Annotated in this window: 27 protein-coding genes; 12 read left to right on the top strand and 15 right to left on the bottom strand. The window is 71.5% G+C overall.

The window, feature by feature from the left end; all coding sequences use genetic code 11:
• Window positions 1-45: 45 nt before the first annotated feature.
• From OG371_RS17240 to OG371_RS17260, 5 genes are all read right to left on the bottom strand, one after another.
• Window positions 46-681, bottom strand: coding sequence for a nitroreductase family protein (locus OG371_RS17240; protein ID WP_329070426.1), 636 nt, complete (start codon window positions 679-681; stop codon window positions 46-48).
• A gap of 4 nt (window positions 682-685) precedes the next feature.
• Window positions 686-1,666, bottom strand: a complete 981-nt coding sequence (locus OG371_RS17245; protein WP_329070428.1) for an aldo/keto reductase — start codon at window positions 1,664-1,666, stop codon at window positions 686-688.
• 49 nt (window positions 1,667-1,715) lie between these two features.
• The gene (locus tag OG371_RS17250) at window positions 1,716-2,135 is read right to left on the bottom strand and encodes an ATP-binding protein (RefSeq protein ID WP_329070430.1); all 420 of its coding nucleotides are present in this window, start codon (window positions 2,133-2,135) and stop codon (window positions 1,716-1,718) included.
• Between the two features lie 72 nt (window positions 2,136-2,207).
• The gene (locus tag OG371_RS17255) at window positions 2,208-2,984 is read right to left on the bottom strand and encodes a SigB/SigF/SigG family RNA polymerase sigma factor (protein WP_329070432.1); all 777 of its coding nucleotides are present in this window, start codon (window positions 2,982-2,984) and stop codon (window positions 2,208-2,210) included.
• Window positions 2,981-3,397, bottom strand: a complete 417-nt coding sequence (locus OG371_RS17260) for an anti-sigma factor (RefSeq protein ID WP_329070434.1) — start codon at window positions 3,395-3,397, stop codon at window positions 2,981-2,983. Before OG371_RS17260 ends, OG371_RS17255 begins: the two co-directional genes overlap by 4 nt.
• A gap of 155 nt (window positions 3,398-3,552) precedes the next feature.
• Here OG371_RS17260 and OG371_RS17265 point away from each other — a divergent pair, with 155 nt between their 5' ends.
• The 3 genes from OG371_RS17265 to OG371_RS17275 all read left to right on the top strand — a co-directional run bounded on the left by OG371_RS17265 (window position 3,553) and on the right by OG371_RS17275 (window position 5,329).
• Window positions 3,553-3,861, top strand: coding sequence for a WhiB family transcriptional regulator (locus OG371_RS17265; RefSeq protein WP_091621823.1), 309 nt, complete (start codon window positions 3,553-3,555; stop codon window positions 3,859-3,861).
• A gap of 269 nt (window positions 3,862-4,130) precedes the next feature.
• A complete protein-coding gene (locus tag OG371_RS17270) occupies window positions 4,131-4,484 on the top strand; it encodes an STAS domain-containing protein (protein ID WP_329070437.1) in 354 nt (117 codons plus the stop codon).
• A 59-nt stretch (window positions 4,485-4,543) separates the two neighbouring features.
• Window positions 4,544-5,329: a metal-dependent hydrolase gene (locus OG371_RS17275; protein WP_329073127.1), complete on the top strand. Its 786-nt coding sequence runs from the start codon at window positions 4,544-4,546 to the stop codon at window positions 5,327-5,329.
• Here the strand turns inward: OG371_RS17275 and OG371_RS17280 are convergent.
• Window positions 5,295-6,098 (bottom strand): nuclear transport factor 2 family protein, encoded by an 804-nt coding sequence (locus OG371_RS17280; protein WP_329070440.1) that lies wholly within the window; start codon window positions 6,096-6,098, stop codon window positions 5,295-5,297. The genes OG371_RS17275 and OG371_RS17280 overlap by 35 nt on opposite strands.
• A 104-nt stretch (window positions 6,099-6,202) precedes the next feature.
• On the opposite strand from OG371_RS17280, the gene OG371_RS17285 reads away from it, so the two are divergent.
• Complete coding sequence (locus OG371_RS17285; protein ID WP_329070442.1) at window positions 6,203-6,748, top strand: TetR/AcrR family transcriptional regulator; 546 nt, start codon at window positions 6,203-6,205, stop codon at window positions 6,746-6,748.
• Here OG371_RS17285 and OG371_RS17290 read toward each other — a convergent pair.
• Entirely contained in the window at window positions 6,745-7,986 is a 1,242-nt protein-coding gene (locus tag OG371_RS17290) for an MFS transporter (RefSeq protein WP_329070443.1), read from the bottom strand. The two genes, OG371_RS17285 and OG371_RS17290, sit on opposite strands and share 4 nt — an antisense overlap.
• Window positions 7,987-8,127: 141 nt before the next feature.
• On the opposite strand from OG371_RS17290, the gene OG371_RS17295 reads away from it, so the two are divergent.
• Window positions 8,128-8,505 carry a hypothetical protein gene (locus OG371_RS17295; protein WP_329070445.1) on the top strand — a complete coding sequence of 126 codons (378 nt, stop codon included), beginning with the start codon at window positions 8,128-8,130 and terminating at the stop codon, window positions 8,503-8,505.
• 141 nt (window positions 8,506-8,646) lie between these two features.
• Here the strand turns inward: OG371_RS17295 and OG371_RS17300 are convergent, their stop codons facing one another.
• Both OG371_RS17300 and OG371_RS17305 read right to left on the bottom strand, forming a co-directional pair.
• Window positions 8,647-10,284 (bottom strand): ABC transporter permease, encoded by a 1,638-nt coding sequence (locus OG371_RS17300; RefSeq protein WP_329070446.1) that lies wholly within the window; start codon window positions 10,282-10,284, stop codon window positions 8,647-8,649.
• On the bottom strand, window positions 10,281-11,183 hold the full coding sequence (locus OG371_RS17305) for an ABC transporter ATP-binding protein (protein ID WP_329070447.1): 903 nt from the start codon (window positions 11,181-11,183) through the stop codon (window positions 10,281-10,283). The genes OG371_RS17300 and OG371_RS17305 overlap by 4 nt, the downstream gene beginning before the upstream one ends.
• 94 nt (window positions 11,184-11,277) lie before the next feature.
• On the opposite strand from OG371_RS17305, the gene OG371_RS17310 reads away from it, so the two are divergent.
• The 6 genes from OG371_RS17310 (at window position 11,278) to OG371_RS17335 (ending at window position 17,356) form a co-directional block, all read left to right on the top strand.
• Entirely contained in the window at window positions 11,278-11,763 is a 486-nt protein-coding gene (locus OG371_RS17310; protein ID WP_329070449.1) for a GbsR/MarR family transcriptional regulator, read from the top strand.
• A 605-nt stretch (window positions 11,764-12,368) separates the two neighbouring features.
• The gene (locus OG371_RS17315; RefSeq protein WP_329070451.1) at window positions 12,369-13,037 is read left to right on the top strand and encodes an SGNH/GDSL hydrolase family protein; all 669 of its coding nucleotides are present in this window, start codon (window positions 12,369-12,371) and stop codon (window positions 13,035-13,037) included.
• Between the two features lie 118 nt (window positions 13,038-13,155).
• Window positions 13,156-13,305, top strand: a complete 150-nt coding sequence (locus OG371_RS17320; protein ID WP_329070453.1) for a hypothetical protein — start codon at window positions 13,156-13,158, stop codon at window positions 13,303-13,305.
• A gap of 295 nt (window positions 13,306-13,600) precedes the next feature.
• Entirely contained in the window at window positions 13,601-14,206 is a 606-nt protein-coding gene (locus tag OG371_RS17325) for an RNA polymerase sigma factor (protein WP_091621845.1), read from the top strand.
• Complete coding sequence (locus OG371_RS17330; protein WP_329070455.1) at window positions 14,203-14,685, top strand: carboxypeptidase regulatory-like domain-containing protein; 483 nt, start codon at window positions 14,203-14,205, stop codon at window positions 14,683-14,685. Before OG371_RS17325 ends, OG371_RS17330 begins: the two co-directional genes overlap by 4 nt.
• A gap of 106 nt (window positions 14,686-14,791) precedes the next feature.
• Window positions 14,792-17,356: a CHAT domain-containing protein gene (locus OG371_RS17335; RefSeq protein ID WP_442876119.1), complete on the top strand. Its 2,565-nt coding sequence runs from the start codon at window positions 14,792-14,794 to the stop codon at window positions 17,354-17,356.
• Between the two features lie 298 nt (window positions 17,357-17,654).
• Here OG371_RS17335 and OG371_RS17340 read toward each other — a convergent pair whose 3' ends face one another.
• Together OG371_RS17340 and OG371_RS17345 are read right to left on the bottom strand one after the other, a co-directional pair.
• Window positions 17,655-18,407, bottom strand: a complete 753-nt coding sequence (locus OG371_RS17340) for a polysaccharide deacetylase family protein (protein ID WP_329070458.1) — start codon at window positions 18,405-18,407, stop codon at window positions 17,655-17,657.
• A gap of 81 nt (window positions 18,408-18,488) precedes the next feature.
• Window positions 18,489-18,941: an SRPBCC family protein gene (locus OG371_RS17345; RefSeq protein ID WP_329070460.1), complete on the bottom strand. Its 453-nt coding sequence runs from the start codon at window positions 18,939-18,941 to the stop codon at window positions 18,489-18,491.
• 74 nt (window positions 18,942-19,015) lie between these two features.
• On the opposite strand from OG371_RS17345, the gene OG371_RS17350 reads away from it, so the two are divergent.
• A complete protein-coding gene (locus OG371_RS17350; protein WP_329070461.1) occupies window positions 19,016-20,977 on the top strand; it encodes an FUSC family protein in 1,962 nt (653 codons plus the stop codon).
• A 53-nt stretch (window positions 20,978-21,030) separates the two neighbouring features.
• On the opposite strand, the gene OG371_RS17355 is transcribed toward OG371_RS17350, so the two are convergent.
• The 4 genes from OG371_RS17355 to OG371_RS17370 all read right to left on the bottom strand — a co-directional run bounded on the left by OG371_RS17355 (window position 21,031) and on the right by OG371_RS17370 (window position 24,924).
• Window positions 21,031-21,264, bottom strand: a complete 234-nt coding sequence (locus OG371_RS17355; protein WP_329070462.1) for an antitoxin — start codon at window positions 21,262-21,264, stop codon at window positions 21,031-21,033.
• A 78-nt stretch (window positions 21,265-21,342) separates the two neighbouring features.
• On the bottom strand, window positions 21,343-22,320 hold the full coding sequence (locus OG371_RS17360) for a prephenate dehydrogenase (RefSeq protein ID WP_329070464.1): 978 nt from the start codon (window positions 22,318-22,320) through the stop codon (window positions 21,343-21,345).
• 22 nt (window positions 22,321-22,342) lie between these two features.
• Window positions 22,343-24,364 carry an NADPH-dependent 2,4-dienoyl-CoA reductase gene (locus OG371_RS17365; RefSeq protein ID WP_329070466.1) on the bottom strand — a complete coding sequence of 674 codons (2,022 nt, stop codon included), beginning with the start codon at window positions 24,362-24,364 and terminating at the stop codon, window positions 22,343-22,345.
• A complete protein-coding gene (locus tag OG371_RS17370) occupies window positions 24,361-24,924 on the bottom strand; it encodes a PadR family transcriptional regulator (RefSeq protein WP_329070469.1) in 564 nt (187 codons plus the stop codon). Before OG371_RS17370 ends, OG371_RS17365 begins: the two co-directional genes overlap by 4 nt.
• Between the last annotated feature and the right edge of the window lie 106 nt (window positions 24,925-25,030).

Here is a 25,030-nt window from a genome sequence, read left to right on the forward strand (position 1 = left end):
TTCAGGGACCTGCATGCCCTCATGGTGGCCTTCAGAGCGGGTTGATCACCACCGGTCGACGTGCAGGACCTCCGAAAGGGGGCGGCGCGCGGCCGGGGAGAAGGTGTCGCCGGTGTAGTACGCCGTGGGGATCAGCGCGGCCTGGTGGACGTCGTCCGGCAGGCCGAGGATCTCCGCGGCCTCCCGCTCGTAGTTCAGGTGCAGCGTGGTCCACGCGGTGCCGAGCCCGAGCGAGCGCGCGGCCAGCATGTAGCTCCACGCCGCGGGCAGCAGCGACGCCCACATCCCGGCCTGGTTGCCCTCCGGCAGCTTCGCCGACCCGGTTTTCAGGCACGGGATCAGCAACGCCGGCACCTCGCCCATGTGGTCGGCGAGGTACTCGATGCTGCCGCCGGTGCGCTGCTGCACCGGGGCGCGCGTCGGGTCGTCGGCGAACAGCTTGCCCGCGAAGCCCGAAGACGCCATGTACGCGTACGTCGCGCGCCGGTACAGCTCGCCGATGGCCGCGCGCTGATCGGCGTCGGTGACCACGATCCACTGCCATTCCTGGCGGTTCGAGCCGCTCGGCGCCTGCAGCGCGATGGTCAGCGCCCGCTCGATCAGCTCCATCGGCACCGGCCGCTCGAGGTCGAGCCGCTTGCGGACGGTGCGGGTGGTGGTCAGCAGTTCTTCAGGGGTCACCGGTTCACCACTTGTCGTGCACGAGGGGGCGGATCAGTTCTTCGTAGGTCGCGCGCACGCCGGCGGCGGCCTCCTCCGGCAGCGGCGGCAGCCCGCCCGCGACGGTGTTGCCGCGCGCCTGCTCGGGATTGCGCGCGCCCGGGATGACCACGCTGACGCCCAGCTGGTCGAGGATCCAGCGCAGCGCGAACTGCGCGAACGTCTGCCCTTCCGGCACCAGCCCGCGCAGCCGTTCCACGGCCTCCAGCCCGACGTCGAACGGGACGCCCGAGAACGTCTCGCCGACGTCGAACGCCTCGCCGTGGCGGTTGAAGGTGCGGTGGTCGTCGTTGCCGAAAGTGGTGTTCGCGGTGTAGCGGCCGGACAGCAGGCCCGAGGCGAGCGGCACCCGCGCGATGATCCCGGCGCCGGCGGCCACGGCGGCGGGCAGCACGCGCTCCAGCGGCTTGAGCCGCAGGCAGTTCAGGATGATCTGGACCGACGCCACGTTCGGCCGGGCGAGCGCGGCCAGCGCCTCGTCACAGGTCTCGACGCTGACGCCGTACGCCTTGATCCGGCCCTCGTCGACCAGCTCGTCCAGCGCGTCGTAAACCGCGTTCGAGGAGTACACCGGCGTCGGCGGGCAGTGCAGCTGGACCAGGTCGAGGGTGTCCATGCCGAGGTTGCGGCGGGATCGGTCGTTCCACTCGCGGAAGTTCTTCGCGACGTAGTTCTCCGGCACCTGCTCGAGCCGCCGGCCCATCTTGGTGGCCACGAACACGCTGTCGCCGCGTTCCGCCCGGAACCGGCCGACCAGCGTCTCGCTGCGGCCGTCGCCGTAGACGTCGGCGGTGTCGAAGAACGTCACGCCCTCGTCGGCGGCCGCGTGCAGCACGGCCATCGCGTCGGCTTCGTCCACGGCGCCCCAGTCGGCGCCCAGCTGCCAGCAGCCCAGCCCCACGGCGGAAACCTCACGCCCGAGCCGGCCGATCTTGCGCGTCTCCATGGCGGCGATCCTAGGCCGACCGTCCCGCTCGCTCAGGCGGCGCTGCCACTCACAAGCTGGGGATGGCGAACGTCGCCCACACGTACTTGCCGCCGTCGCAGGCCTCGTAGCCCCACATCCGCGACAGCGCGTGCACCAGCTGCAGGCCACGGCTGCGCGCGGCCGCCGGTGACGGCTCCTTCAGGTGCGGCACCTCGGTGCCCGCGTCGAACACGGACACCACCAGCTCCCCGTCCGTGAAGCGCAGTTCGAGGCGCTCCGGCCGCTCGCCGTGCTCGAACGCGTTGGTCACCAGCTCGGACGTCGCCAGCAGCACATCGTCCCGCGAGATCTCGTCCACCCCGAGGTCTGTGAGCGCTTCGCGGACCATGCCGCGGGCGATGGCGGGCGCGGTGATGTCGTCCGGGAGCGCCAGGCGCACGGTGATGGGTGCCGCTGTGGCCCGCGTCCGCATCCTCGACATCGTCATGGGCGTCCACACCTCCCGACCTGTCCGTCAGTTTCTCGCACCGGCTAACTACCCAGCCGGGTGGCCGTCGAATCAAGTGCCTTCGGTGATGTCAGTCTCGACCAATCCCGTCCGCAGTTTTTTAAGTGTCGCCGCCAGCAAACGCGAGACCTGCATCTGCGAAACACCCACCCGGCGGGCGATGTCCGACTGGCTCATCCCCGAGCCGAAGCGCAGCGCGACGATCTTGCGCTCCCGCTCCGGCAGGCTCTCCAGCATCGGCCGCAGCGCCTCCCGCAGCTCCGCCTGCCCGAGGTTCGAGTCCGGCGCGCCGAAGCGCGTGTGGGCCGAGTTCTCCAGCAGGTTGTCCAGCGAGGCGCCGTACCGGCCCTGCCCGGCGCGCAGGCCCTCGTAGACGTCCTCCATCGGCACGCCGAGGTGGTGCGCGATCTCACTCGGGCGCGGCGCGCGCGAGAGCCGCACGGTCAGCTCCTCGCGGGCGGCCGAGATGTTCGCGTTCAGCTCCTTGAGCCGCCGCGGCACCCGCACCGACCAGCTGTTGTCGCGGAAGTGGTGGCGCAGCTCGCCGGAGATCGTCGGCACGGCGAACGCCAGGAAGTCGGTGCCCTGCGAGGGGTCGTACCGGTCGACGGCGTGGATCAGCCCGACGGTCGCGATCTGCACGAGGTCGTCCATCGCCTCGTCGCGGTTGCGGAACTTCCGGGCCAGGTTGCGCGCCAGCTCCAGGTGCTCGCGCACCAGCTGGTCCCTGATCTCCTCACGGCGCGGCGAGCCGTCCGGCAGCCCGGCCAGCTCGTCGAACAGCGACGCCACATCGGTGGACCCGTCGCCTTCGGCGGGGTTCGTCACGAGCGGGCCGCCTCGCTCTCCCGCACGAGCTGGACCCGGGAGAGGTAACCGCCGTCGACCGGTGTCACGGTGCGCCGGGCCGAGGTGGCCAGCGCGGTGAGCAGCTGCCAGGACAGACCGGTCTCGTCCGCGTGGTCCGCGGCGTCGGACAGCACCGAGACAGTGACCTCGATGCGCCCCTCGATCCACGAGAACACACAGGTCAGCTTCCCGTCGGCGGCCGACGGGAGCAGCATCGAGCACGCTTCGTCCACCGCCATCCGCAGGTCCTCGACCGCGTCCAGGTCGAAGTCCTGCCGCATCGCGATGTCGGCCACGATGGTGCGCAGGGTGGGCACCACGTGCGGAATCGCCGCCGTCCGGACCTCGATGAGCTGGGCGTCTTCCCGATCGAGCGGGGCGTTCTCCTCCACGTGCTTGTCCTCTCTCCGGCTCGTTATGGCCGTGTCCTCCTGCTGCCCGGCGACGAGATGCCCGGGGTGTGAGCAAACCAAACCCGCGTTTGATTCGCGCGACCGGCGGGCATGTAGCGGTCGGAGAAGCTGATCCCGGGGAAAGTGGGGACGAGATGGCTGACGTGAGCCGGCTGCCCAACGTGGTGTCGGAAGAGTGGGAGTGGCAGCTGCAAGGGTCCTGCCGCGGCGCGGACAGCAGCCTCTTCTTCCACACCGACAACGAGCGCGGGTCCGCCCGTGAGCGGCGCGAATCGCGGGCGAAGGCGATCTGCCAGACCTGCCCCGTGCTGGCGCAGTGCCGCCGGCACGCGATGACCGTCCAGGAGCCGTACGGCATCTGGGGCGGCCTCGGCGAGATCGAGCGCCGCGAGCTGTTCCTCCGGCAGCGCCGCGCGAAGCGCAAGACCGTCTCCACGCACTGAATCCCCCCAAGAAACGCCCGCTTCCCGCGTGCCGGTCCGGCACGCGGGAAGACGTGTGTCAGGGCCTTCCGGAGTCACGGATGCCGCCGTCCGGCGCTTGACGCCAGCCCCGCGCGTACCGGTCCACGGGACAGGTGGCGGCCGTCGCGGGCACGTCCGCAGGCTGGGTTAGGGTTGGGTTTCCAGATGCCTGGAACCGTGACACGGTTGCCGCTTGAGACAACAGGCGCGTACCGGCGCAGCAGCAGCGCCTGACTAGGAGAAACTGCATGCCCGCAGCCGACCAGAACGCCACCCCGCCCGGGTTCGGCATCACGCTGGACACCGGGGCCACCGAGCCGAGGGTGGTGGTGACCGGGGAGCTTGACCTGCTCACCAGCCCGCAGCTGCAGGAGGCCTTGGCCGGGCTGATCGCGGACAAGAGCTCGTTGCGCGTGGTGGCCGATCTGACCGGGGTCACCTTCTTCGACTCCTCGGCACTGAACGTGGTCCTGCACGCCCAGCGGCAGGCCCGTGAGCAGGACGTCGAGCTCGCGGTGGTGCCCAGTTCCGCGGTGAGCCGCGTCATCGAACTCACGGGCGTGGCCGAACACCTGAGCGTGTCGGAGGAGCCTCCGGCCTGATCCCCGATACGGTCGCCCGGACTTGAATTCCGGCGTCGACCTGGGGGATGAGCAGGATGATGGGGCGCACACACGCCCTGACCGGCTGGTGTGCGGGCCTGGCCCTCGCACCAGCCGTCGGAGCGGCCTCGGTGCACCAGGCGGTGGTCTTCGGGGCCACCACGGCCGGGTTCGCCCTGCTGCCGGACCTCGACCACCCCGGCGCCAGCGCGTCACGCATCTTCGGCTGGCTGACCGGCGCGCTCTCCTGGCTCCTGCGCCGCGTCTCGGCTTCGGTGTACGCGCTGACCAAGGGCCCGCGCGACGAGAAGGTCACCGGCAAGCACCGCCATCTTTCGCACACCGTGCTGTTCGCCGCGGGCCTCGGCGCCGCGACGGCGGCAGGCACGGCGGCCGGCGGTCCGTGGGCCGTGTTCGGGGTGGTGGTCTTCGGGCTCCTGCTGGCCGAGGGCGCGCTGGGCGACTGGCTGCTGCCGGTGAGCGGCGCGGCCGTGGCGTGGTGGTACTTCACCGCGCCGCCGGACCACGCCGCTCAGCTCCAGCAGATCTCCGGCTGGCTGGGCTTCGCCGTCGCCGCCGGGTGTTTTGTGCACTGCCTCGGCGACTCGCTCACCGAGGCAGGCTGCCCGTTCCTCTTCCCGCTCCCGATCGCCGGCGAGACCTGGTACGAGATCCGCCTCCCGAAGCCGATGCGCATCCGCACCGGCAAGAAGGTCGAGACCCGGCTGGTCTTCCCGGTGTTCGTGCTGGTGGGCGTCCTGCTGGTACCCGGCGTGTGGCAATGGACGACCGCCACGGCCGAGCGGCTGTTCAGCCCGCCGGCGTCCCAGTCCGCGACGCGGTGAACCGGGCGATCCGCTCGGCTGCCGCGGCGGTGTCCGAGTAGTCGCGGGAGTACACGATCTTGCCGTCGCGGACGGTCACCACCATGGCGTACGTCGAGGTGAACGGTTCGCCGTCGAACTCGCCGAGCAGGTCGAACTCGGCCACCAGCACCTCGGGGTCGGCGGTTTCGTGCACCACGACGTTCTCGGCCTTGGTCATCCGCCGCAGCTGCCCGGCCGCGCGGAAGCGCTCGCGCAGCTCCTCACGGCCGTGGGTCAGCCGAGGCACGCCCGCGGGGGTGAACGGCAGCTCGATCACCACGTCCTCGGCGTAGAGGTCGGCCAGGTCGTCCCAGCGGTTTTCGACTGAGGCGTCAAGAAAGCGCTGGAAAACGGTCTTCGCGCCGATCATGGTTTTCGCGGCGCCGGTGTTGGGGAAGTCGCGGTACACGGTGACTTCCCCGTCCCGGACGGTCAGCAGCCCGACCGAGGACGGGAAGCGGTAATCCTCGCCGGTGTGCGGGTTCCGGCCTTCGGCGACGAGTTCGACGATGAAGCCGTCGGCGCTGTCGCGGGTGGTGACCTGTACTTTCTCCAGGCCGAGGGCGCGGGCCCGCTCGCCCCCGGCGGCCAGCGCGGCGAGGATCGCGGCGCGGCCTTCGACGCGGTGGCCGAGGAAGGGGAGTTCGTAGACGGCGTCGGCGGCGAAGACGTCGGCCATCGGCGCGACGTCGAGGGCGGCCATGCCTTGGGCGACAAGCTGCGAGATTTCGGACACGGTCCGGGTCATCGGGAGTTCTCCAGGGAAGAATGAGGTTTAATCGGAACGGTGCACCCGCTTCCGACAATACGGAGTGAGCGTTCCGTTTGTCAATCAGATCGAGGAGGACACCCGTGACCAAGCCAGTGCTGCGCGCCGACGCGCGCCGGAACCGGGCCCGGGTGCTGGCCGCCGCCGAGGAGGCCTTCGCGGCCGACGGGCTGGCCGTCCCGCTCGACGACATCGCCCGCCTCGCCGGGGTCGGCGCGGGCACCGTCTACCGGCATTTCCCCAGCAAGGAAGCGCTGTTCCAGGCTGTGGTCGTGGAGCGGCTGGAGCAGTTCGCCGCCGAAGCGCGCGAGCTGGCGGACGCCGAAAACCCGGGTGAGGCGTTTTTCGACTACTTCACGCGGGTGATCAAGCAGGCCTCGCTCAACCGCGCGATCTGCGAGGCGCTCGGCGAGACCGGCGGCTCGGCGTACAAGGCCGAGGCGGGCACCGAGTTCCGCGCGAACCTGGCCGCGCTGCTGGAACGCGCGCAGGCCGTCGGCGCCGTCCGCAAGGACATCGACGGCGAGGACCTGCGGGCGCTGATCGTGGGCGCGCTGGCCGTCGAGCGCTACTCGCCGGACAGCCGGCACCTGGTGCGGGTGCTGGTGGACGGGCTGCGCTGCGTCTAGACCGGCAGGTCCCGGTGCCTCCGCAACGGTGAGGCCAGCAGGATCGCCGAAGCGGCCAGCGCCCCGACTCCCGCCACCAGCAACGTGGTCCGCATGCCCGCGGCCTCGGCGACCAGCCCGCCGATCAGGCTGCCGACCGGCGCGACGCCGAAGATCAGCGTCTGCGAAACCGAGCCGACCCGCCCGAGCAGCCGCCGCGGCGTGACGGCCTGGCGGAAGCTCAGGCAGAACACGTTCATCGTGATGATCCCGAAGCCGGAGCCGAAGCCTCCGGCGAAGTACCAAAGCAGCCCCCAGCCCGGCCCGGTCAGGCCGAAGAGCGGGAGCGAACCGCCGTAGAGCACCGTCGCCGCGAGCAGGACCCGCGCGCCGCCGAACCGCTCGCCGAGCCGGCGCGCGGTGAAGCCGGCCAGGATCGCGCCGGTGAGCGTGGTGCTGCTGAGCAGTCCGATCGCGCCTGGCGAAAGGCCGATCTCCCGGCTGAGGAACACCACCGAGATCGCCATCTGCATGGACTGGAACAGGCTGGACACGGCGCCGTGGACGGTGATCGCGAGCAGGATCCGGTTGCCCGCCACGGCTTTCAGGCCTTCGGCGATCTCACGGCGCAGGTGCCGTCCGGCCGGTTCCGGGCGCACGTCGGGAGTCCGGATCCGGCGCAGCCACAGCGCGGACCACAGGTAGGACAGGGCGTCCACGGCCATCGCGCCCGCGCTGCCGGCGAACTGCACCACCACGCCGCCGATGCCCGGCCCCGTGACGGCGGCGACCGACATGTTCGTCTGCAGGTACGCGTTGGCCTCCGGGAGCCGGCCGGGCTCGACCAGGTGGGGCACGTACGTCTGGTGCGCGACGTTGAAGAACACACCCAGCACTCCGGCCAGCAGGACCACGGCGAACAGCTGCCCGAGTGTCAGCACCCCGAACAGCGCAGCGACCGGGATCGAGCCGAACAGCGCGGCCCGGCCGAGGTCGGCGGCGATCAGCACCGGCCGGTGCCGCATCCGGTCGCACCACGCGCCGACCTGGAGCCCCAGCAGCAGGAACGGCAGCGTCGCGAACGTGCGCAGCAGCGACACCTCCAGCACGGACGCGGACAACGTCGTCGCCGCGAGCAGCGGGACCGCGAGGAAGTCGATCCGGCTGCCGACCTGGCTCAGCGCGTCGGCGAGCCAGAGCCTCCGGAAGTCGGGAACCCGCAACACGCCGCCCTTGGCGGCCACCCCATGTTCAGCCACTCCCGCACCTTGGCAGAGCTGCTAGCCGACTCGCAACAAACTTGCGTAGGTTGGACTCAACTTGCACGGTCCGTAACGGCGCATAAGATCAACGCGACTAGTCCTCGTACCTGCACTTCGCACGGCGAGGGAGGTGCCGCGTTGTCGAAAACGGTTCCGACCTGGGGTGCGGTCGTCGTGACCGGGCTGGCCGGGTTCGCGGCCGGCCTGCTGGTTTCCGCGCTCCTCGTCGCCGGCAACACCCCGCGTCCAGCCCAGTCTTCGGACAACACTCCGTCCGTTACGTCCACTTCGCCGCCCGCGCAACCGATCACGGTCACCGTCACCGGCCCCGCGCCGCCGCCGGTCACCGTCACCAGCCAGCTCCCGCCGGATCCGCCGAGCACCACCACGGCCACGGTCTCGGTCACCCAGCCGCCGCCGGCCCCGATCTCCGGCCCGCCCACCTCACTCGGCCCGTCCTCGGCGTTCATGCCGGGCTACATCTCGTCGCGGTCGTGCTGCGCAGTTCGTTACTAACCCGACTACAGCTACGGCGGAACGGGTCCCTTCAAGCGGATCGGCTGCAGCTCGTGTCCGCCTACTTCCGGTCGGATTAGTAACATGAACTCGGCCGGTCACCACGGTGTGTGGTGACCGGCCGAGTCGTTTGCCCGGGGGCTAGCCGACGTCGCGACGGCGCCAGCCGGCCAGGCCCGCGGCGAGCGCCGCGGCGGCGACCACCAGCAGCCAGACCAGCGGCGTCGCGGTGAACTCCTGGCCCGGCAGCTTCGGCGGGTGCTGGAACGGCGAGACGTCCAGCACCGCCTGCGGCGCGTTCACCACCGGCCCGAACAGGCTGATCAGCAGCGCCAGCGCGCCCACCGCCCAGGACGCGCCGGTGAACTTCGGGAGCAGCCCGAAGATCAGCGTCGACAGCCCGACCACCACCCACGCGGCGGGCACCTGCACGAGGACCGCCAGCAGCATGTGCCCGACCGAGCCGCCGACGTCGCCGCCGCGCAGGCCGTTCGCCAGGCCCAGCAGAAGACCGCCGACCAGCACCAGCAGCGCGGTGCCGAGGAAGGCGAACACCAGGTGGCTCGCGGCCCAGCGCAGCCGGCCGACCCGCGTCGCGAGCAGCGGCTCCAGCCGGATGGCCGTCTCCTCGGTGCGCATCCGCAGCGTCGCCTGGATGCCGTAGAGCGAGGCCAGCATGGCGAACAGGCCGACCATCGTGCTGAGGAAGGCGTCGACGATCGCGCTGGTGCCGCCGAGCCGCGCGAAGATCTCCTTCGTCTGCTCGGTCCCGCCGACCAGCCTGCCGATCCCGCTGGCGATCGAGCCGAAGACCGCGCCGCCGACGGCCAGGCCGATCACCCAGCCGAACAGCGGGCCGCGCTGCAGCCGCCAGGCCAGCGCGAACGGCGAGCGCAGCGACGGCGCGGCTTGCGCCGGGCCGGGCCGCGGCGGGATCAGGCCGACGCCGAAGTCGCGGCGCGGCAGCAGGGCGTAGCCCACGGCGCCGATCACCAGCGTCGCCGCGACCGGCAGCACGAGCACCCACCAGCGTTCGCCCGCGAACGGCCGCAGCTGCTGCGGCCAGCCGAGAGGCGAGAGCCAGGAAAGCCAGTGCGCGTCCGACGTCGAGTCGCCCGCCCCGCGTAGCAGGAAGGCGACGCCGACCACGGCCGTCCCGATGCCGTTCGCGGTGCGCGAGTACTCGGCCAGCTGCGCGGCGACGGCCGCGACGGCCGTGAACACCAGGCCCGCCAACGCGATTCCGGCGCCGAAGGCCAGCGCGCCCGCGGCCGGTTGCTTCGCGCCGATCAGCGTGACCACCTGGACCACGCCGATCAGCAGGCTCGCCCCGGCCGAGACGACGACCGCCGAGGTCAGCGCCGCGTACCGGCCGACCACAGTGGACGCGAGCAGCTCGGCGCGGCCGGAGTCCTCCTCCGCGCGGGTGTGCCGGGTGACGGTGAAGACCGCCATCAGCCCGATCAGCAGCGCGAGCAGCCCGCCCATCCGCCAGGCGATGAACCCGCCCGCGGTGCCGAGGTCGAACGCCGGGCCGTAGAGCAGCGCGAACGACGGGTTCGCGACGGCGCCGGCGGCGAGCGCGGCCCGGCTCGCGGCCGTCGGGTAGAACTGGGCGTAGGTGCCCACGGTGCTCGCCGGCACGATGCTGAGCAGGACGATCCAGATCGGCAGGATCACGCGGTCGCGCCGCAGCGCGAGGCGGGTGAGGTGCCAGGTGCCGACCAGCGAGTGGGCGCGGGTGACCGGCTTGTCTGTGCTGACGAGGGTGGCGGTCACTTTCCCGCCTCTTCGGTCTTTTCGGCGTAGTGGCGCAGGAAGAGCTCCTCGAGCGTCGGCGGCTGGCTCACCAGGCTGCGCACGCCGACGCTCGTGAGCTGGCGCAGCGCGTCGTCCAGCGAGCGCGTTTCGACGTCGAAGCGGACGCGGTTGCCCTCGACCTTGAGGTCGTGCACATCGGCCAGCTTCGCCAGCCCGTTCGGCGGCCCGGCCAGCTCCGCGATGATGGACGTGCGGGTGAGGTGGCGCAGCTCGGCGAGCGTGCCGGACTCGACGGTGCGGCCGTTGCGGATGATGCTCACCTTGTCGCACAAGGCTTCCACCTCGGCGAGGATGTGGCTCGACAGCAGCACGGTGCGGCCCTGCGCGCGCTCTTCCTGGATGGCCTCCTGGAAGATGGCCTCCATCAACGGGTCGAGGCCCGAGGTCGGCTCGTCGAGCAACAGAAGGTCCACATTGGACGCCAGCGCGGCGACGATGGCGACCTTCTGCCGGTTGCCCTTCGAGTAGGTGCGGCCCTTCTTGCGCGGGTCGAGGTCGAACCGTTCGATGAGGTCCTTGCGGCGGCGCTGGTCGAGCCCGCCGCGCAGGCGGCCGAGCAGGTCGATCACCTCGCCGCCGGAGAGGTTGGGCCAGAGGCTGACGTCGCCGGGTACGTAGGCCAGCCGGCGGTGCAGGCTCGCGGCGTCCTGCCACGGGTCGCCGTCGAGCAGCCGGACCTCGCCGGCGTCGGCGTGCAGCAGTCCGAGCAGAACGCGGACGGTGGTGGATTTCCCGGAGCCGTTCGGGCCGAGGAAACCGTGTACTTCCCCCACGGGAACCTGAAGATCGAGGCCGTCCAGGGCCTGCGTCCGGCCGAACGACTTGCGCAGGCCGACGATGGAGATGGCGTTTCCCATGCTCCGGAAGCTACACTCATTTCATGAAGTTGTGAAGTTAAGAAAATGTGTGGACAGAGTGATCTTGCCTGGGGCGATACGAGAGGATGGTCGGATGACGACGCCTGAGCCGAACCGTGACGAGGACGCCGTCCGGCGGTACGTCGAAAGCCTGGGCCTGGTCCTGTCTCAGATCGGCATGCAGCGCATGGCCGCCCGCGTCTTCGCGGCCCTGATGACCACCGACGAGGGCCAGCTGACCGCATCCGACCTGGCCGCCCAGCTGTCGGTGTCGCCGGCGGCGATCTCCGGCGCGGTCCGCTACCTGGAACAGGTCGGCCTGGTGACGAAGGTCCGCGAACCAGGCGAGCGCCGCGACCACTACCGCCTGTACGACGACCTCTGGTACGCGACTTTCCTCAAGCGCGACCGCTTCCTCCTGATGTGGCGCGACGCCGCGGAGGAAGGCATCGGCGCCCTCGGCGCGGACACTCCTGCGGGCAAGCGCCTGGCTGAGATGCAGGACTTCCTTTCGTTTGCCCTGAAGGAGATCACCGGGCTTTACGACCGGTGGCATGCTGAGCGCCAGAAGGAAAACTAGGCCCTTCCGCCTTCGCCTGGCGCCTCCTCCTTCATCTGGCGCCTTCGCCTTCGTCTCCGTGTGGCGCCTTCGCCTTCGTCTGCGTCTGGCGCTGACGGCACCTCGGCTCGGCGCCTGGGCTCGGCGCCTGGGCTGGACGACATTCAGCTCAGACCCTGCGGCATCCGACGCCTTCCTCCGGACGACGGCTGGGTTCGTCCGGCTTGTCCGCTGAACGTTGCCTGGCGCTTCGCGCAGGCCGGGTTCACTGAACCTTGCCCGGCGCTTCACGCTGGGCGGATTCGCTGGTCCTTGGTCGGGTTCCGCCCGACGCTGCCCCGGCCCCCCGGCCCCCGGCCTCGCCCGCCTTGCCTCCCCCGTCTTCTTCGGGCCCGCCCCGCCCCCGCCTGCCAACCTGACCAAGCTTCGGTCACCTCCAGAAGTCTCTCGCACCCACAGTCGGCGGCGGCGCGAAAACCGTCCGTGCGAGGCCGTTTATCCACAATCGACCACTCCTGTGGACAACTCCGCCTGACCACCCGGAACCGTCCGGCCCCGCGGCTAGGGTCGATCACATAGCACTCCTTCCGTTTCTCCTGGCCGCGCCGCTGCTGGTGGTGCAGGCGGTGCGGGTCCGGCGCAGCACGCCCCGGCTGCCCGGCGCCGCCGGTCCCGTCGAGGGCGTTGTCGGGGATGGCGCTGTCCTTCGGCTTGCCGTGCTTGGCGAGTCCACGGTGGACGGAGTCGGCGCGGCGACCCACGACGAGGCGCTCACCGGGCAGCTTGCGCGGCAGCTGGCCGCGCGGCTCGGTCGTCAGGTGCAGTGGCAGGCAATCGGGCGCACGGGCGCGAACGCGCGAGTCGTCAGCCAGGACCTCGTGCCCCGGCTGAAACCCGCCGACCTCCTCGTGGTCGTCCTCGGCGTCAACGACACCATCGAGCTGCACTCCGCCACCCGGTTCCGGCGCGACCTCCTCAACGTCGTCGTCGAGGCGCGCCGGCGGATCGGGCCGGTGCCCGTGCTCGTGGCCGGGGTGCCGCCGATGGCGCGGTTCCCCTCATTGCCGCGGCCGTTGCGAGACGTGCTCGCCGCGCGCTCGGAAGCACTGGATCGCGCGGCGGCCGAGCTGCCGGGGGTCGCCTACGCCGCGATGGACCCGGCGCTGCTGCACGAGGGGACCTTCGCCGCCGACCGGTTCCACCCCGGGCCGGTGGGCTACCGGGACTGGGCCGAATCGCTCCTAAAGGTCGCGGAGTGTTTACCGACGGTCACAGATCGTCGGCATCCGTACTAACGCGCCACCCATCTGACCAGCGATTTCGAAAAGTTTCAGGAAAAACGTTCCTCTCCGTGTATCTGGGTGCACCCTGAATGCGTCTTATGGAGTAGCCGAGGGACAAGGGGAAAGCACGATGCCTACCGAGACGAACGAAGAGATCAAGCCGATCACCACCGTTCCGCCGGTCACCACTGGCACGGCGCCGCACCTGGCCGGGGGGACCGGGGCCGACCCGGACGGCAACCACGAGCCCATGGACGAGCCCGCGAAGGCCGCGAAGTAGCTCTGGGGAAGGAAGACGGGCGGTGTCCGGGAGCCGAGGGGGCTGCCGGACGCCGTCTGCCGGGTGGACTCGGGGGAGGACCCATCCGGCCGGGCCCGCGGGGGGCGGGCTCGAAGCAGTGGGAGGGGACGTCGGCCGGCGCGGGATCACTCGCGCCGGCCGGTGGAAACAGCCGAAACTATCGATACAGGTAAGCGACCAGATGTATCTCAGCGCGACCTGCACGCTCTTTCCCCCTGAAGGAGCTGCGACACCACCGATGACGTCAAGAGACTTCCGCCGCGAGACAGATACGGTGACCGACGTGCAAACCACCGAGGTAGACCCGCCATGGGAAGGCCTGACCGGCGCCGAGCTGCACGCTGCCTGCATGGAGGCGGCCCGAGCCGGTGACCGGCAGGCGATGGCGAAACTCGTCGACGAGCTGACACCGCTCGTCTGGCACGTCGCACGCGCGAACGGCCTCGACCGCCAGGTCGCCGAAGACGTCGTGCAGACCGTGTGGCTCGCGCTGTTCAGCCAGCTGGACAAGCTGCGGGACCCGCGCGCGCTGGCCGCGTGGCTGATCACCACCACCCGCCGCGAGGCGACCCACCCGTTCGGCCGCCGGATCCAGCCGGTGCCGCTGAGCGACGAGGTCGCGGAGAACCTGCCGAGCACCCAACCCGCACCCGAGGAGGAAGCGATCCGCGCCGACCGCGACCGTCGTGTCTGGCGCGCCTTCCTCCGGTTGCCCACCCGCTGTCAGGAGTTGCTCCGGCTGACCGTGCTGGCCGGACGCGCCGAGTACCGCGCGGTCGCCGAAGCCATGCGCATGCCACGTGGCAGCGTCGGACCCACCAGGGGTCGTTGCCTCGACTCGATGCGCGATCTCCTCGCAGGTGAAGGGGGCGACCGATGAACGACATCGGTACGCCGGGAGGAGGCAGAGCGATGCCGGACGATGAAACCCTGCTCGCGGACATCGATCGTTTCCTCGACGAGCTGGACCCGCCACCGGAAGACCTGGTGCAGCGGGTCCAATTCGCGCTGGAACTCGAGAACCTGGACGTCGAGGTCGCGCGCTGGGAGCGGCTCGACGAGCTGGCCGGCGTTCGCAGCACGGCCACGGGCACGATCACCTTCACCGTCAGCGACCTGACGGTGATGATCAACCTGACCAAGATCGGCAAGACGCACCGGATCGACGGCTGGCTGGTGCCCGCCGGCGAGTACGAGGTGGAGGTGCGCGTGGCCGACCAGGGCACGTTCGCCACCGTCGCGGACGAGGGCGGCCGGTTCGTGCTGGAGGGCGTTCCGCAGGGTACGACGCAGATCCTGGTTCACCTGGGGGAGGGCCCGCGCCGCCGGACGGTGGTGACTCCGACGGTTGTGCTCTAGCACGGTTGTGCTCCGGAAGCCGGAGAACCCGGACGGGCGTTATGGTGCGCGACGGGGGTGTGCTCCCATAGAGCGCGTGCCCGCGCCGCTACCCGTTCTCGACCGTGTGACTGCTGCGGCGAGCGATCTTTACGCGCGAGGCCGTGCGGCCGCTTCCGATCAACGTCCGGCTGAAGCGGTGCGGCTGCTCAAGCAGTCGCTGCCGCTGATCGCACGGATCGCCGAGCCCGGGCCCGAGCTGCTGGAGCTGCACACCCGCGTGCTGATCAGCCTGGCCGCGGCCGAGGCCGAGGTGACCTCGACCGACGCCGGGCTGGCGCACCTGGACGCCGCCGAAACCGCCCGGCTGCGGCTGCCCGCGGGACGGCTCCGGGGTGAGCTGCGGCTGATCGTCATCATCCAGCAAGGCGTCATCCTCATGCGGGCCGGGCGATTCCGGGAGTCGCTCGCCGCTTACGACACCGTGCTGCCGGGCGTCGAGGCCGAATTCCAGGACAACGGGTTCATCCTGGTCTCGGTGCTCAACAACCGGGCGCTGGTGCACATGGCGATGAACAACCCGGACGCCGCGCAGGCCGACCTGAACCACGCGCTCGCGCTGGCCGTCGAGCGCGGCCACCCCCGGCTCGAGGGCAAGACCCGGCAGAACCTGGGGGACCACGCGCAGCTCGTCGGCGATGTCCCGCAAGCACTGTCCAGTTACGAGCAGGCGGCCCGCATCCTGACCACCGAGTCGCCCGGCTCGCTGCCCCTGATCCGGCTCGACCAGGCCCGCGCGCTGCTCACCGCCGGCCTCGGCGAGGAGGCGGCGCGCCACCTCGACGAAGCGCTGCCTGCGTTGCGGGACAACGGATCCGGCCAGCACATCGCCGAGGCCGAGGTCGCCCGCGCGGCCGCCGCGCTGCTCGAAGGCGACTTCGCGCTGGCCCGGAAGTTCGCCTCCGACGCGCGCCGCCGCTTCCTGCGCCGTGGCAACCGGACGTGGGCCGAGATCGCGGGCCTCGCCCGGCTGCGCGCCGACGTCCACAAGATCCTCTCCGCTGACGGCGGGAAGTCGTCGCCGCGGCTGCCCCGGGAACTGGTGTCGCTGGCGGAACGGCTGGCCGACCTCGGCCTGCGCGACGAGGCCGCGGTGGCGCGCTTGCTGGCCGTCCGATTGCTGCTGCGGCGCGACGAAGTCGACGAGGCGGTCGCCGTGCTCGCCCGCGTGCCGAAGCCGCGCGCGACGACGCCGATCGACCACCGGATGCTGCTCCGGCTGTGCCGCGCCGAGCTCGCCGTGGCCACGGACCGGCCGCGCTCGGCGTTGGCGCAGGCCCGCGCCGGACTGCGTGAGCTGGGCATGATCCGCGACCGGATGGGCGGGCTCGACCTGGTCTGCGGCACCGCCGTGCACGGCGAGGAGCTGGGCCGGCTCGCGATGCGGCTGGTGCTGCGGCGCGCGCGTCGCAACGCCGCGGGCGCCCGTCGCATGTTCGCCTGGCTGGAGCGAACGCGCGCGCAGGTGTACCGGTACGAGCCGCTTCCGGTGATCGAGGATCCGGCGCTGGCCCGGAACATCAACGAGATGCGGCACATCCAGCGCATGATCCAGCGCGCCCGGCTCGAGGGCGAGCCCGTGAAAGCGCTGGAGCAGCGCTATACCCACCTTCAGCAGGAGGCGAGCCGGCTCGGCTGGTACACGAGCCAGTGGGGCCGCCCGCGCCCGGTCGCGACGCCCGACGAGGTCGTGGCCCAGCTCGGCGAACGCGTGCTGGTCAGCCTCGTGCCCTACAACGGCCAGCTCTACTCGGTGGTCGTCGACCGCGGCACGTTCCGGCTGCTCAAGCTCGGCCCGCTGGCCGACATCGTCGAGACGGCGACCCAGCTGCACGCGGACCTCGACGCCCTCGCGCCCGACCTGCTGCCGCCGCCGCTGGCCGAGGCGGTGGGCGCGTCCGCGCGCGTCCGGGCGGACAAGCTGGACCGGCTGATCTCCGCGTCACTGGTCAAGACGCTGGACGACCGCGAGCTCGTGATCGTCCCCATTGGACAGTTGTACGCGCTGCCGTGGGGCGCGCTGCCTTCGCTGCGGGGACGCGCGGTGTCGATCGCGCCCTCGGCGACCGCGTGGATCACGGCCAAGCGCCGGACCACGGCGGGCCCGGTGCTGCTGGCCGGCGGGCCGGGGGTGCCGGGCTCCGTCGGCGAGGTGAGCAAGCTGCGCTCGGTTTACCCGGACGCGCGGCTGGTCGACGGCGCCGACGCCACCAGCGAAGCCGTGCTCGCCGCCCTCGACGGCACCCGCCTGGCCCACCTCGTCGCGCACGGCGCGCACGAGCCCGCGAACGCCCTGTTCTCCCGCCTGGAACTCGTCGACGGCCCGCTGTTCGCCCACGAGACCTCGCGGCTGACCCGGCCGCCGGAGAGCGTGGTGCTCGCCGCCTGCGAACTCGCGATGAGCCACATCCGCCCAGGTGAGGAGGCCCTCGGCTTCGCGGGCACGCTCCTGGCGGGCGGCTCGCGCACGGTGATCGGCGCCGTCGCGCGGGTCGGCGACCGCGCGGCCGCCGACACGATGGCCGACCTGCACCGCCGCCTCGCCGACGGCACGCCCCCCGCACTCGCCCTGGCCGAAGCCATCGCCATCGACCCGCTACGACGACCCTTCGTCTGCCTCGGCGCGGGTTGATCGGGCCCCACGATCCGGGCGACCGGCCGTGCTCGCGATCGGCCTGGACGGCGGGCCACCGCACCGGATCGCTCGTGCGTTGCGGCAGATCGCACCTGATCGCCGTGCGCCGCGGCGGACCGCACTACGCAGCGGCAGGCATCACCGCGCCTCAGCGGAGGCGAACTGCACATCGGTGGACCACAGCGCGGACCGCGCCGCATGGGATTGCGCCGCGCCGGACCGCGTCGCGCTGCCGCACTCCGGCGTGGATCGTGCCGAGGCAGGCCGCGTCGCGGCGCAGTGTGGCAGACCGAGTTCAGCCGAGGAAGTCGGCGAGCGGGACCGGGGTCAGGCCGTCCTTCTTGGCTCGGGCGAGGAAGGCCTCGTAGTCCTCTTTGAAGGTCTTGCGGAAGTGCATCAGGACGATGTCGCCGGGGCGGAGCTTGTCGCCGGTCTGGAATTGGACCTGGCCGTCGTTGACGGCGGCGGACCAGAGGACCACGACGCGCATGCCGCACAGGGCCGCGGCCTGCAGGGTGGTCTGGTCGTAGTTGCCGAACGGCGGGCGGAAGAGCGTGGGGCGGACGCCCAGCTCGGTCTTGAAGTCGTCGGCGTCCTCGCAGATTTCCTTCTGCTGGAAGGCGAGCGGCTTGCCCTTGAGGTTCGGGTGGTTGACCGTGTGGTCGCCGAGCACCGCGCCGGTGGTGTCCAAAATGGACTTGAAGTACGCCTCGTGCCCCTTGACGTACCGCTGGTTCAGGAACAGCACCGGGTGCCCGCCGGAGCGCTGGATCTCGTCGAGCGCGGACGGGTCCTTCACCGCGCCGTCGTCCATCGTGATGAAGACGTACGGCTTGTCCGTGGTGATGCGGCGGACCACGCCGACCTTGCCGTCCACGATGGCCGGCGCTTTCGCTTGCACGGTCCCGAACGGGTAGGGCCCGCCGGGGGCCGGCGTGGGGGCCGCGCCCGCCGCGGGGTTCGGCTGGGTCGGCGGCGCGGGCGGTGCCGAACAGCCGGACAGGGCCAAAAGGCCCACCGCCGCCACAATCAGACAACGCCGTACCATGCCGAATCCCCTCCCATAGAACACTTTCGGGGGACGTCCGGAACCCATTCGGGTTGTGCGGTGTGGCTCAGCGCACCCTGCTCAACGCCCGTTCTCGGCCGCTTTGACCAGTTGTGTCGCGAGCATCCCGATCAAGCCGTTCAGCGTGGCGCGCGCGATCGGGCCGGTGCCCGCCAGCGACTCGGTGAACGCGCCGGTCCAGCGCAGGTCGGTGCCGCCCGCGGCGTTCGGGGTCAGGAGCACCTCCGCGCGGTAGTCCTTGAACGGCGCCGGTCCGGCCAAGGTGTAGACGTGCCGGCGGTCCAGCTCGTACTCCAAGGTCTCCTCGCGCACCAGCAACGGCCACAGCCCGAGTTCGCGGATCGCGCCGACGCCGCCCGTGCCGTCGGCGCCGAGGCTGACCCAGCGGGACTGGACGATCAGCGGACGGGCCCAGGTCGACCAGAGTGAGCCATCGCTCTCCAGCCGGAACAGCGCGGCCGGCGGGGCCTTGCTCACCCGATTGACCTCGAACGAAAAGCGGCGACCCGGCATCAACGACCTCCAGTGACGGCTTGTTGACCGAAAGATAATTAAGCGCTCCGATCAGCGTAGGTCAAGATGGGTGCGTGACGCGCCCAGACTTCGCCGCACCCCACTGGCTGGTCCAGCTCCTGCGCCCGAAACCGGTGCCCGTCCCGTGGAACATGGTGGCCCGCGCGGTGATCGCACTGGCGACACCGCTGGCCGTCGCGTACGCGGCCGGGGACATCGCCGTCGGCGCGCTGATCTCGACGGGCGCCCTGCCGGCGGTGCTGTCCGAGGCCTCGGGCCCGTACCGCTACCGCGCCCGCCGGCTGGGCGGCGCGACGCTCGCGGCCGCCGCGGGATACCTGGTCGGGCTGCTGACCGGAGGCTCGCCGGCCTGGTCGATCCCGGCGGTCGTGCTGGTCGCGGCCGTCTCGGCGCTGATCAGCGCGGCCGGCAGCAACGCTTCGGTGGCGGCGCTGCAGATGTTCGTCTTCTGCGTGCTCGGCACCGCCCAGCACGCGACCGGCCTGCGCGTGGAGGTGCTGTTCGGCTACTTCTGCGCGGGCGCGGCCTGGAGCCTGCTGGTCGCGCTGGTGACGTGGACCGTGCGCGCCACCAGCTCCGAGCGCACGGCCGTCGCGCACGTCTACATCGAGCTGGCCGCCATGCTGTCGGCCACCGACGAACCGACCTCGCGCGCCGCCCGCAACCAGCTCACGACAGCCATGAACACCGCGTACGACCGCCTGCTGACGGCCCGTTCGTGGCTGTCCGGCCGCGACGCCGCGTATCGGCGGCTGCTGAACCAGCTGTCCGCCACCACTCCCGCCGTGGAGGCTTCGGTCGCGCTGGTGAACGCCGGTCGCCGGCCGCCCGGCGAGGCCATCGAGTACCTCACGGGCGTCGCCGCTTCGGTGCTGGCGACCCAGCCGTTGCCGCCTCCGCCGACGGCGCCCGAAGAAGACGCCGACCCGGTGCTGAAGGCGTTGTACGCGGGCCTCGCGCGTATCGAGAAGGGCGACGATCGGCAGCGTCGCGCGGTTGTTTCGCCGTACCGCCGGGTGCGGGAGTGGGCGAGTTCGCTCGTGTCCGGCCCGCTGACCTGGGTCGCCGCGCTGCGGCTGACGGTATGCGTGGCCGTGGCCGAGGTGGTGGGGCTACTGGTGCCGTTTGAGCGGACGTACTGGATCACGTTGACGGTCGGCGTCGTGCTGAAGCCGGACTTCGGCTCGGTCTTCGGCCGTGCGGTGCTGCGCGGGCTGGGCACAGTGGCGGGTGTCGGGCTGGGCGCGGCGGTGCTCGCGGTGGGCGCGCGCGGCTGGCTGCTGGTGGCGTTGATCGCGCTGTTCGCCGGCGGCGCCGCGGTGGGGAAGGTGCGCAATTACGGCATGCTCGGCACCTTCGTGACGCCGTTGATCATCCTGCAGATGGACCTCGCGCACACCGGCAGCTGGGCGGTGGTGCTCGCGCGGCTGCTCGACACGGTCGTGGGCTGCTTGATCGTGCTGGTGGTCGGCTACCTGCTCTGGCCGGGCTCACGCCGTCCGCAGGTCGGCGGCCGGCTCGCGGACAGCTTCGACACGGTGGCGTCGTACGTCCGCACCGCGCTGGTGGTTTCGCCTTCGGGAGAGGCGCGACTGGCCCGTTCGCGCGCCCGCCGCGCCGCCTACCGCGCGCTGTCGGACCTGCGGACGGCGTTCCAGCAGGTGATCGTGGAGCCCTCGCCGGCGGGACGGCAGGCCGTGGCGTGGTGGCCGGTGATCGCGGGGCTGGAACGCGTGACGGACGCCGTCACGGAAGTCGGGGTGACCCTCGGCCGGGACGTGCCGCCGCCGTCACCCGAGGATGTTTCCCTGCTGACGGCCGCCTTGGCCGAGCTGGGCGCGGCCGTGCGCGAACAACGCGATCCGGCGTCGGTCCCCCTGCCGGACGGCGACCAGCTCTCCGGCGTCGTCGACCAGCTGGGCACGACCTTCGACGCGGTCCGCGGCCCGGACCTGGTGGAACGCACCCCGTCCCGGCTGGTGCGGCGGTTCCTGCCGTACCACCGGCGCACCTGAACCGGCTCGTGAGTGTTCGGGACGGTTAGAACCGTCCCGAACACTCACGAGTCTTACGGCTGCTGCGGCGGGGCGGCCGGCGGCTGGTCGCCCTCGCCGGGCTTGCCGCTGAACTTGTCCAGGAAGTCCTTGGCCTTCTCGACCCCGCCGTCGATCTTGGAGTCCTGCCCGTCGAACTTGGACTTCGCGAAGCCGGCGGCCTTGTCGAGGCCTTCCTCGATCTTGTCGCCGTGCTCGCGCAGGGCGTCCTGGGCCTTGTTCTTGATCTCGTCGAAGTTGATGCCCATCGCTTCGCTCCCCAATCCGGATGCAGAGGAGCCTTATCGTCACACAGGCCGGGCGCCAGGCAAATCGGTCGCGACGGGTCAGTTGACTTCGCCGACGGCGACGTCCTCGTCCAGGGAAGTGATGTGCCCGCCGCGTTCGCCGAGGGCGATGAGGCCGTCGCGGGCGTCCGGGGCGGTCAGGTTGATGCGGACGCCGGAGCGGGCGGCGTCGCGGGCGGCCGAGAGGGCCAGCGCGCCTTCGTGGCCCGCGTTGATCGTCGCGGCCAGGCCGCCGGTCGAGGCGAGGGAGCCGCGCGCCGCGCCGAGCCGGCCGAGGGCCTCGTCGACGATCGGGAGCAGCGCGTCACGGTTGCCTTCGGTCATGGCGCGGACCAGCTCGGGTGACGTGCCGGCGACGCGGGTGCCGTCGCGGTACGAGCCCGCCGCCAGCGACATCGCCAGCGGGCCGCCCTGCGCGCCGACCGTCGCGAGGATCGCGGCGAACAGGTGCGGCAGGTGCGAGATCCGGGCGACCGCCTCGTCGTGCGAGTCCGCGGGCAGCGGCACGGCGAACGCGCCGACGTCCAGCACCAGCCGCGTCACCTCCGCCCACGCCTCGAGGTCCGTCTCCTCCTCGACGCCGACCACCCAGGCGGCGCCCTGGAACAGCGTCTCTTCGCCGGCCAGCCAGCCCGATTCGGCGGTCCCGGTCATCGGGTGCCCGCCCACGTAACGCGTGTACGGCGCCCGCCGCCGCACGGCGTCCAGCATCGGGCCCTTCACGCTGACGACGTCGGTCAGCAGGCAGTGCGCCGCGTGCTGCGCGACCAGCCGCAGCAGGTTCTCGACCGCGGGCAGCGGCACGGCCAGCACGACGACGGCGTCGGCCGCCGCGGCCCGGTGCAGCGCGGCCTCCACGTCGGTGGTCACGTCGTAGCCGGCGCGGCTCGCGGCGTCGGCGTCCACTTCGGACACCGCCGCGCCCCACGTCGTCCTGCCGCTCGCCGCCGAGGCCCGCAGCAGCGAACCGCCGATGAGCCCGAGCCCGATCACGCATACGTCTCGCACGGGGGCCATCCTGCCAGTGCGAGCCACCGGATCACAGCGTGGCGGCGAGCCGTGTCCCCTGGTCGATGGCGCGTTTCGCGTCCAGCTCGGCCGCCGCATCTTGAAACGACACTGTGGCCCCGCCGACCAGGTGCACGGGCACGCCGTCCAGCCCGGCCACCAGGTCCCGCACGGGCTCCTGACCGGCGCAGACCACCACGGTGTCGACCTCCAGCAGCCGCGGCACCCCGTTGACGGTGACGTGCAGCCCGGCGTCGTCGATCCGCTCGTACGTGACGCCCGAAATCCGCTCGACGCCCTTCGCCTTCAGCGCCGCCCGGTGCACCCAGCCGGACGTCTTGCCCAGCCCCGCGCCGATCGGTCCCTTTTTGCGTTGCAGCAGGTAGACCTGCCGTGGCGACGGCTCGGGCCTCGGCGCGCCGAGCCCGCCCGCGGCCAGCTCCGGGTCGGTGACGCCCCACTCCGCCATCCAGGCCTCGCGGTCGAGCGCCGGCGAGGACGCGTGCGTGAGGAACTCGCTCACGTCCACCCCGATCCCGCCCGCGCCGATCACCGCGACCCGCTCGCCGACCGGGCGGCCGTGCCGCACGACGTCCACGTAGGACAGCACTTTCGGGTGATCGATGCCGGGCAGCGACGGCACCCGCGGCGTGACGCCCGTGGCGAGCACGACCTCGTCGAACCCGGTCAGGTCCGCCGCGGTCACCCGCGTGCCGAGGTGCACCTTCACGCCGGTGACCTCCAGCCGCCGCTGGTAGTAGCGGATGGTCTCGGCGAACTCCTCCTTGCCCGGGATCAGCCGCGCGATGCCGAACTGGCCGCCGACCTCGGCGTCGGCCTCGAACAGCTCGACGCTGTGACCCCGTTCGCCCAGCGCCGTCGCGGCCGCGAGCCCGGCCGGGCCGGCGCCGACCACCGCGACGTGCTTGGCGCGGCGCGTCGGCGCGAGCGTCAGGGTGGTCTCGTGGCCCGCGCGCGGGTTGACCATGCAGGACACCGGTTTGCGGCCGAACGCGTGGTCCAGGCAGGCCTGGTTGCACGCGATGCACGTGTTGATCTCGTCCTCGCGCCCGGTCTCGGCCTTGCGGATCCACTCGGGGTCGGCGAGGAACGGCCGGGCCATCGAGACCAGGTCGGCGTCACCGCCCGCCAGCGCCTCCTCGGCCACCTGCGGCATGTTGATCCGGTTCGAGGTGACGACCGGGATCGTCACGTGCGGCTTGAGCTTCCCGGTCACCCAGGTGAACGCCGCGCGCGGCACGGACGTGACGATCGTCGGCACCCGCGCCTCGTGCCAGCCGATGCCGGTGTTGATGATCGTGGCACCCGCGGCCTCGACCTCCTTCGCCAGCGCGACCACGTCGTCCCAGCTCTGCCCGCCCGGCACCAGGTCGAGCATGGACAGCCGGTAGATGATGATGAAGTCGGGCCCCACCGCCGCGCGCGTGCGCCGCACGACCTCGACGGCGAACCGCCGCCGCTTCTGCGGCGTGCCGCCCCAGCCGTCGGAGCGCTTGTTGGTCCGCTCGGCCAGGAACTGGTTGATCAGGTAGCCCTCGCTGCCCATGATCTCGACGCCGTCGTACCCGGCTTCACGCGCGAGCGCGGCGCTGTCGGCGAAGGCGCGGATCTGCCGGCGCACGCCGTAACCGGTCAGAGCGCGCGGCCGGAACGGGTTGATCGGCGCCTTGATGCTCGACGCCGAGACGCTCAGCGGGTTGTAGGAGTACCGGCCCGCGTGCAGGATCTGCAGCGCGATCTTGCCGCCGGCTTCGTGGACGGGCGCGGTCAGCTGCCGGTGCGCCCGGGCTTCCGCCGGCGTCGACAGCTTCGAGGCGAACGGCAGCAGCCAGCCGGTCCGGTTGGGCGCGAACCCGCCGGTGACGATCAGCCCGACGCCGCCGCGCGCGCGTTCGGCGTAGTACTCGGCCAATTCCGGGAAATGCTTCGCGCGGTCCTCGAGCCCGGTGTGCATCGAGCCCATGAGCACGCGGTTGCGCAGCGTCGTGAAGCCCAGGTCGAGCGGGGCGAGCAGGTGCGGGTACGGCGTCATGAGCGGTCCTTGTCTTGGTGCAACGCCTTGTCTTGGTGCAACGCGGTCAGGATCTCCTCGAACCACTCCACCTGGCCCTCTTCCACGCGGATGCCGCCGCGCAGCACGAGGTACTGGTGCAGCGGCTGCCCGCGCAGTGCCGCGGGCGAGGGGAAGTCGCGCTTCTCGATCTGGCGGTAGGCGTCGAGGCGTTCGGCGTGCGCGTCGCGGTGGCGGGTGATCTCGGCGGCGACAGCGCGCGCGTTCCCGAAGGACGCGCCACGGATCTTCACGGCCAGCTCCTGCGGCCCCGACGACGGGTCGGGCTCGGCCAGCCAGCGGCGCAGCTCGGCCCGCCCGGGCGCGCCGACGGTGTAGACCTTCTTGTCCGGCCGGCCCTCCTGCGCGACGACGTCCACGGCCACCCACCCGGCTTCCTCCATCCGCTTCAGCACGCGGTAGATCTGCTGGTGGGTGGCGCTCCAGAACAGGCCGATGGACTTTTCGAAGCGGCGCGCCAGCTCGTAGCCCGAGCCCGAGCGTTCGGACAGCGAGACCAGGATCGCGTGCTCCAGTGCCATGCCGCCCAGGGTGCTATGCAACTAGTTGCAGTGCAACGGAGTGCAAGCCACGTCACCCGGCCGGGTGGGGCAAAACGGGTCGACGAATCGCGCGAAACGACCAGGA

It is taken from the genome of Amycolatopsis sp. NBC_01480, from assembly GCF_036227205.1.
Classification (GTDB): Bacteria; Actinomycetota; Actinomycetes; order Mycobacteriales; family Pseudonocardiaceae; genus Amycolatopsis.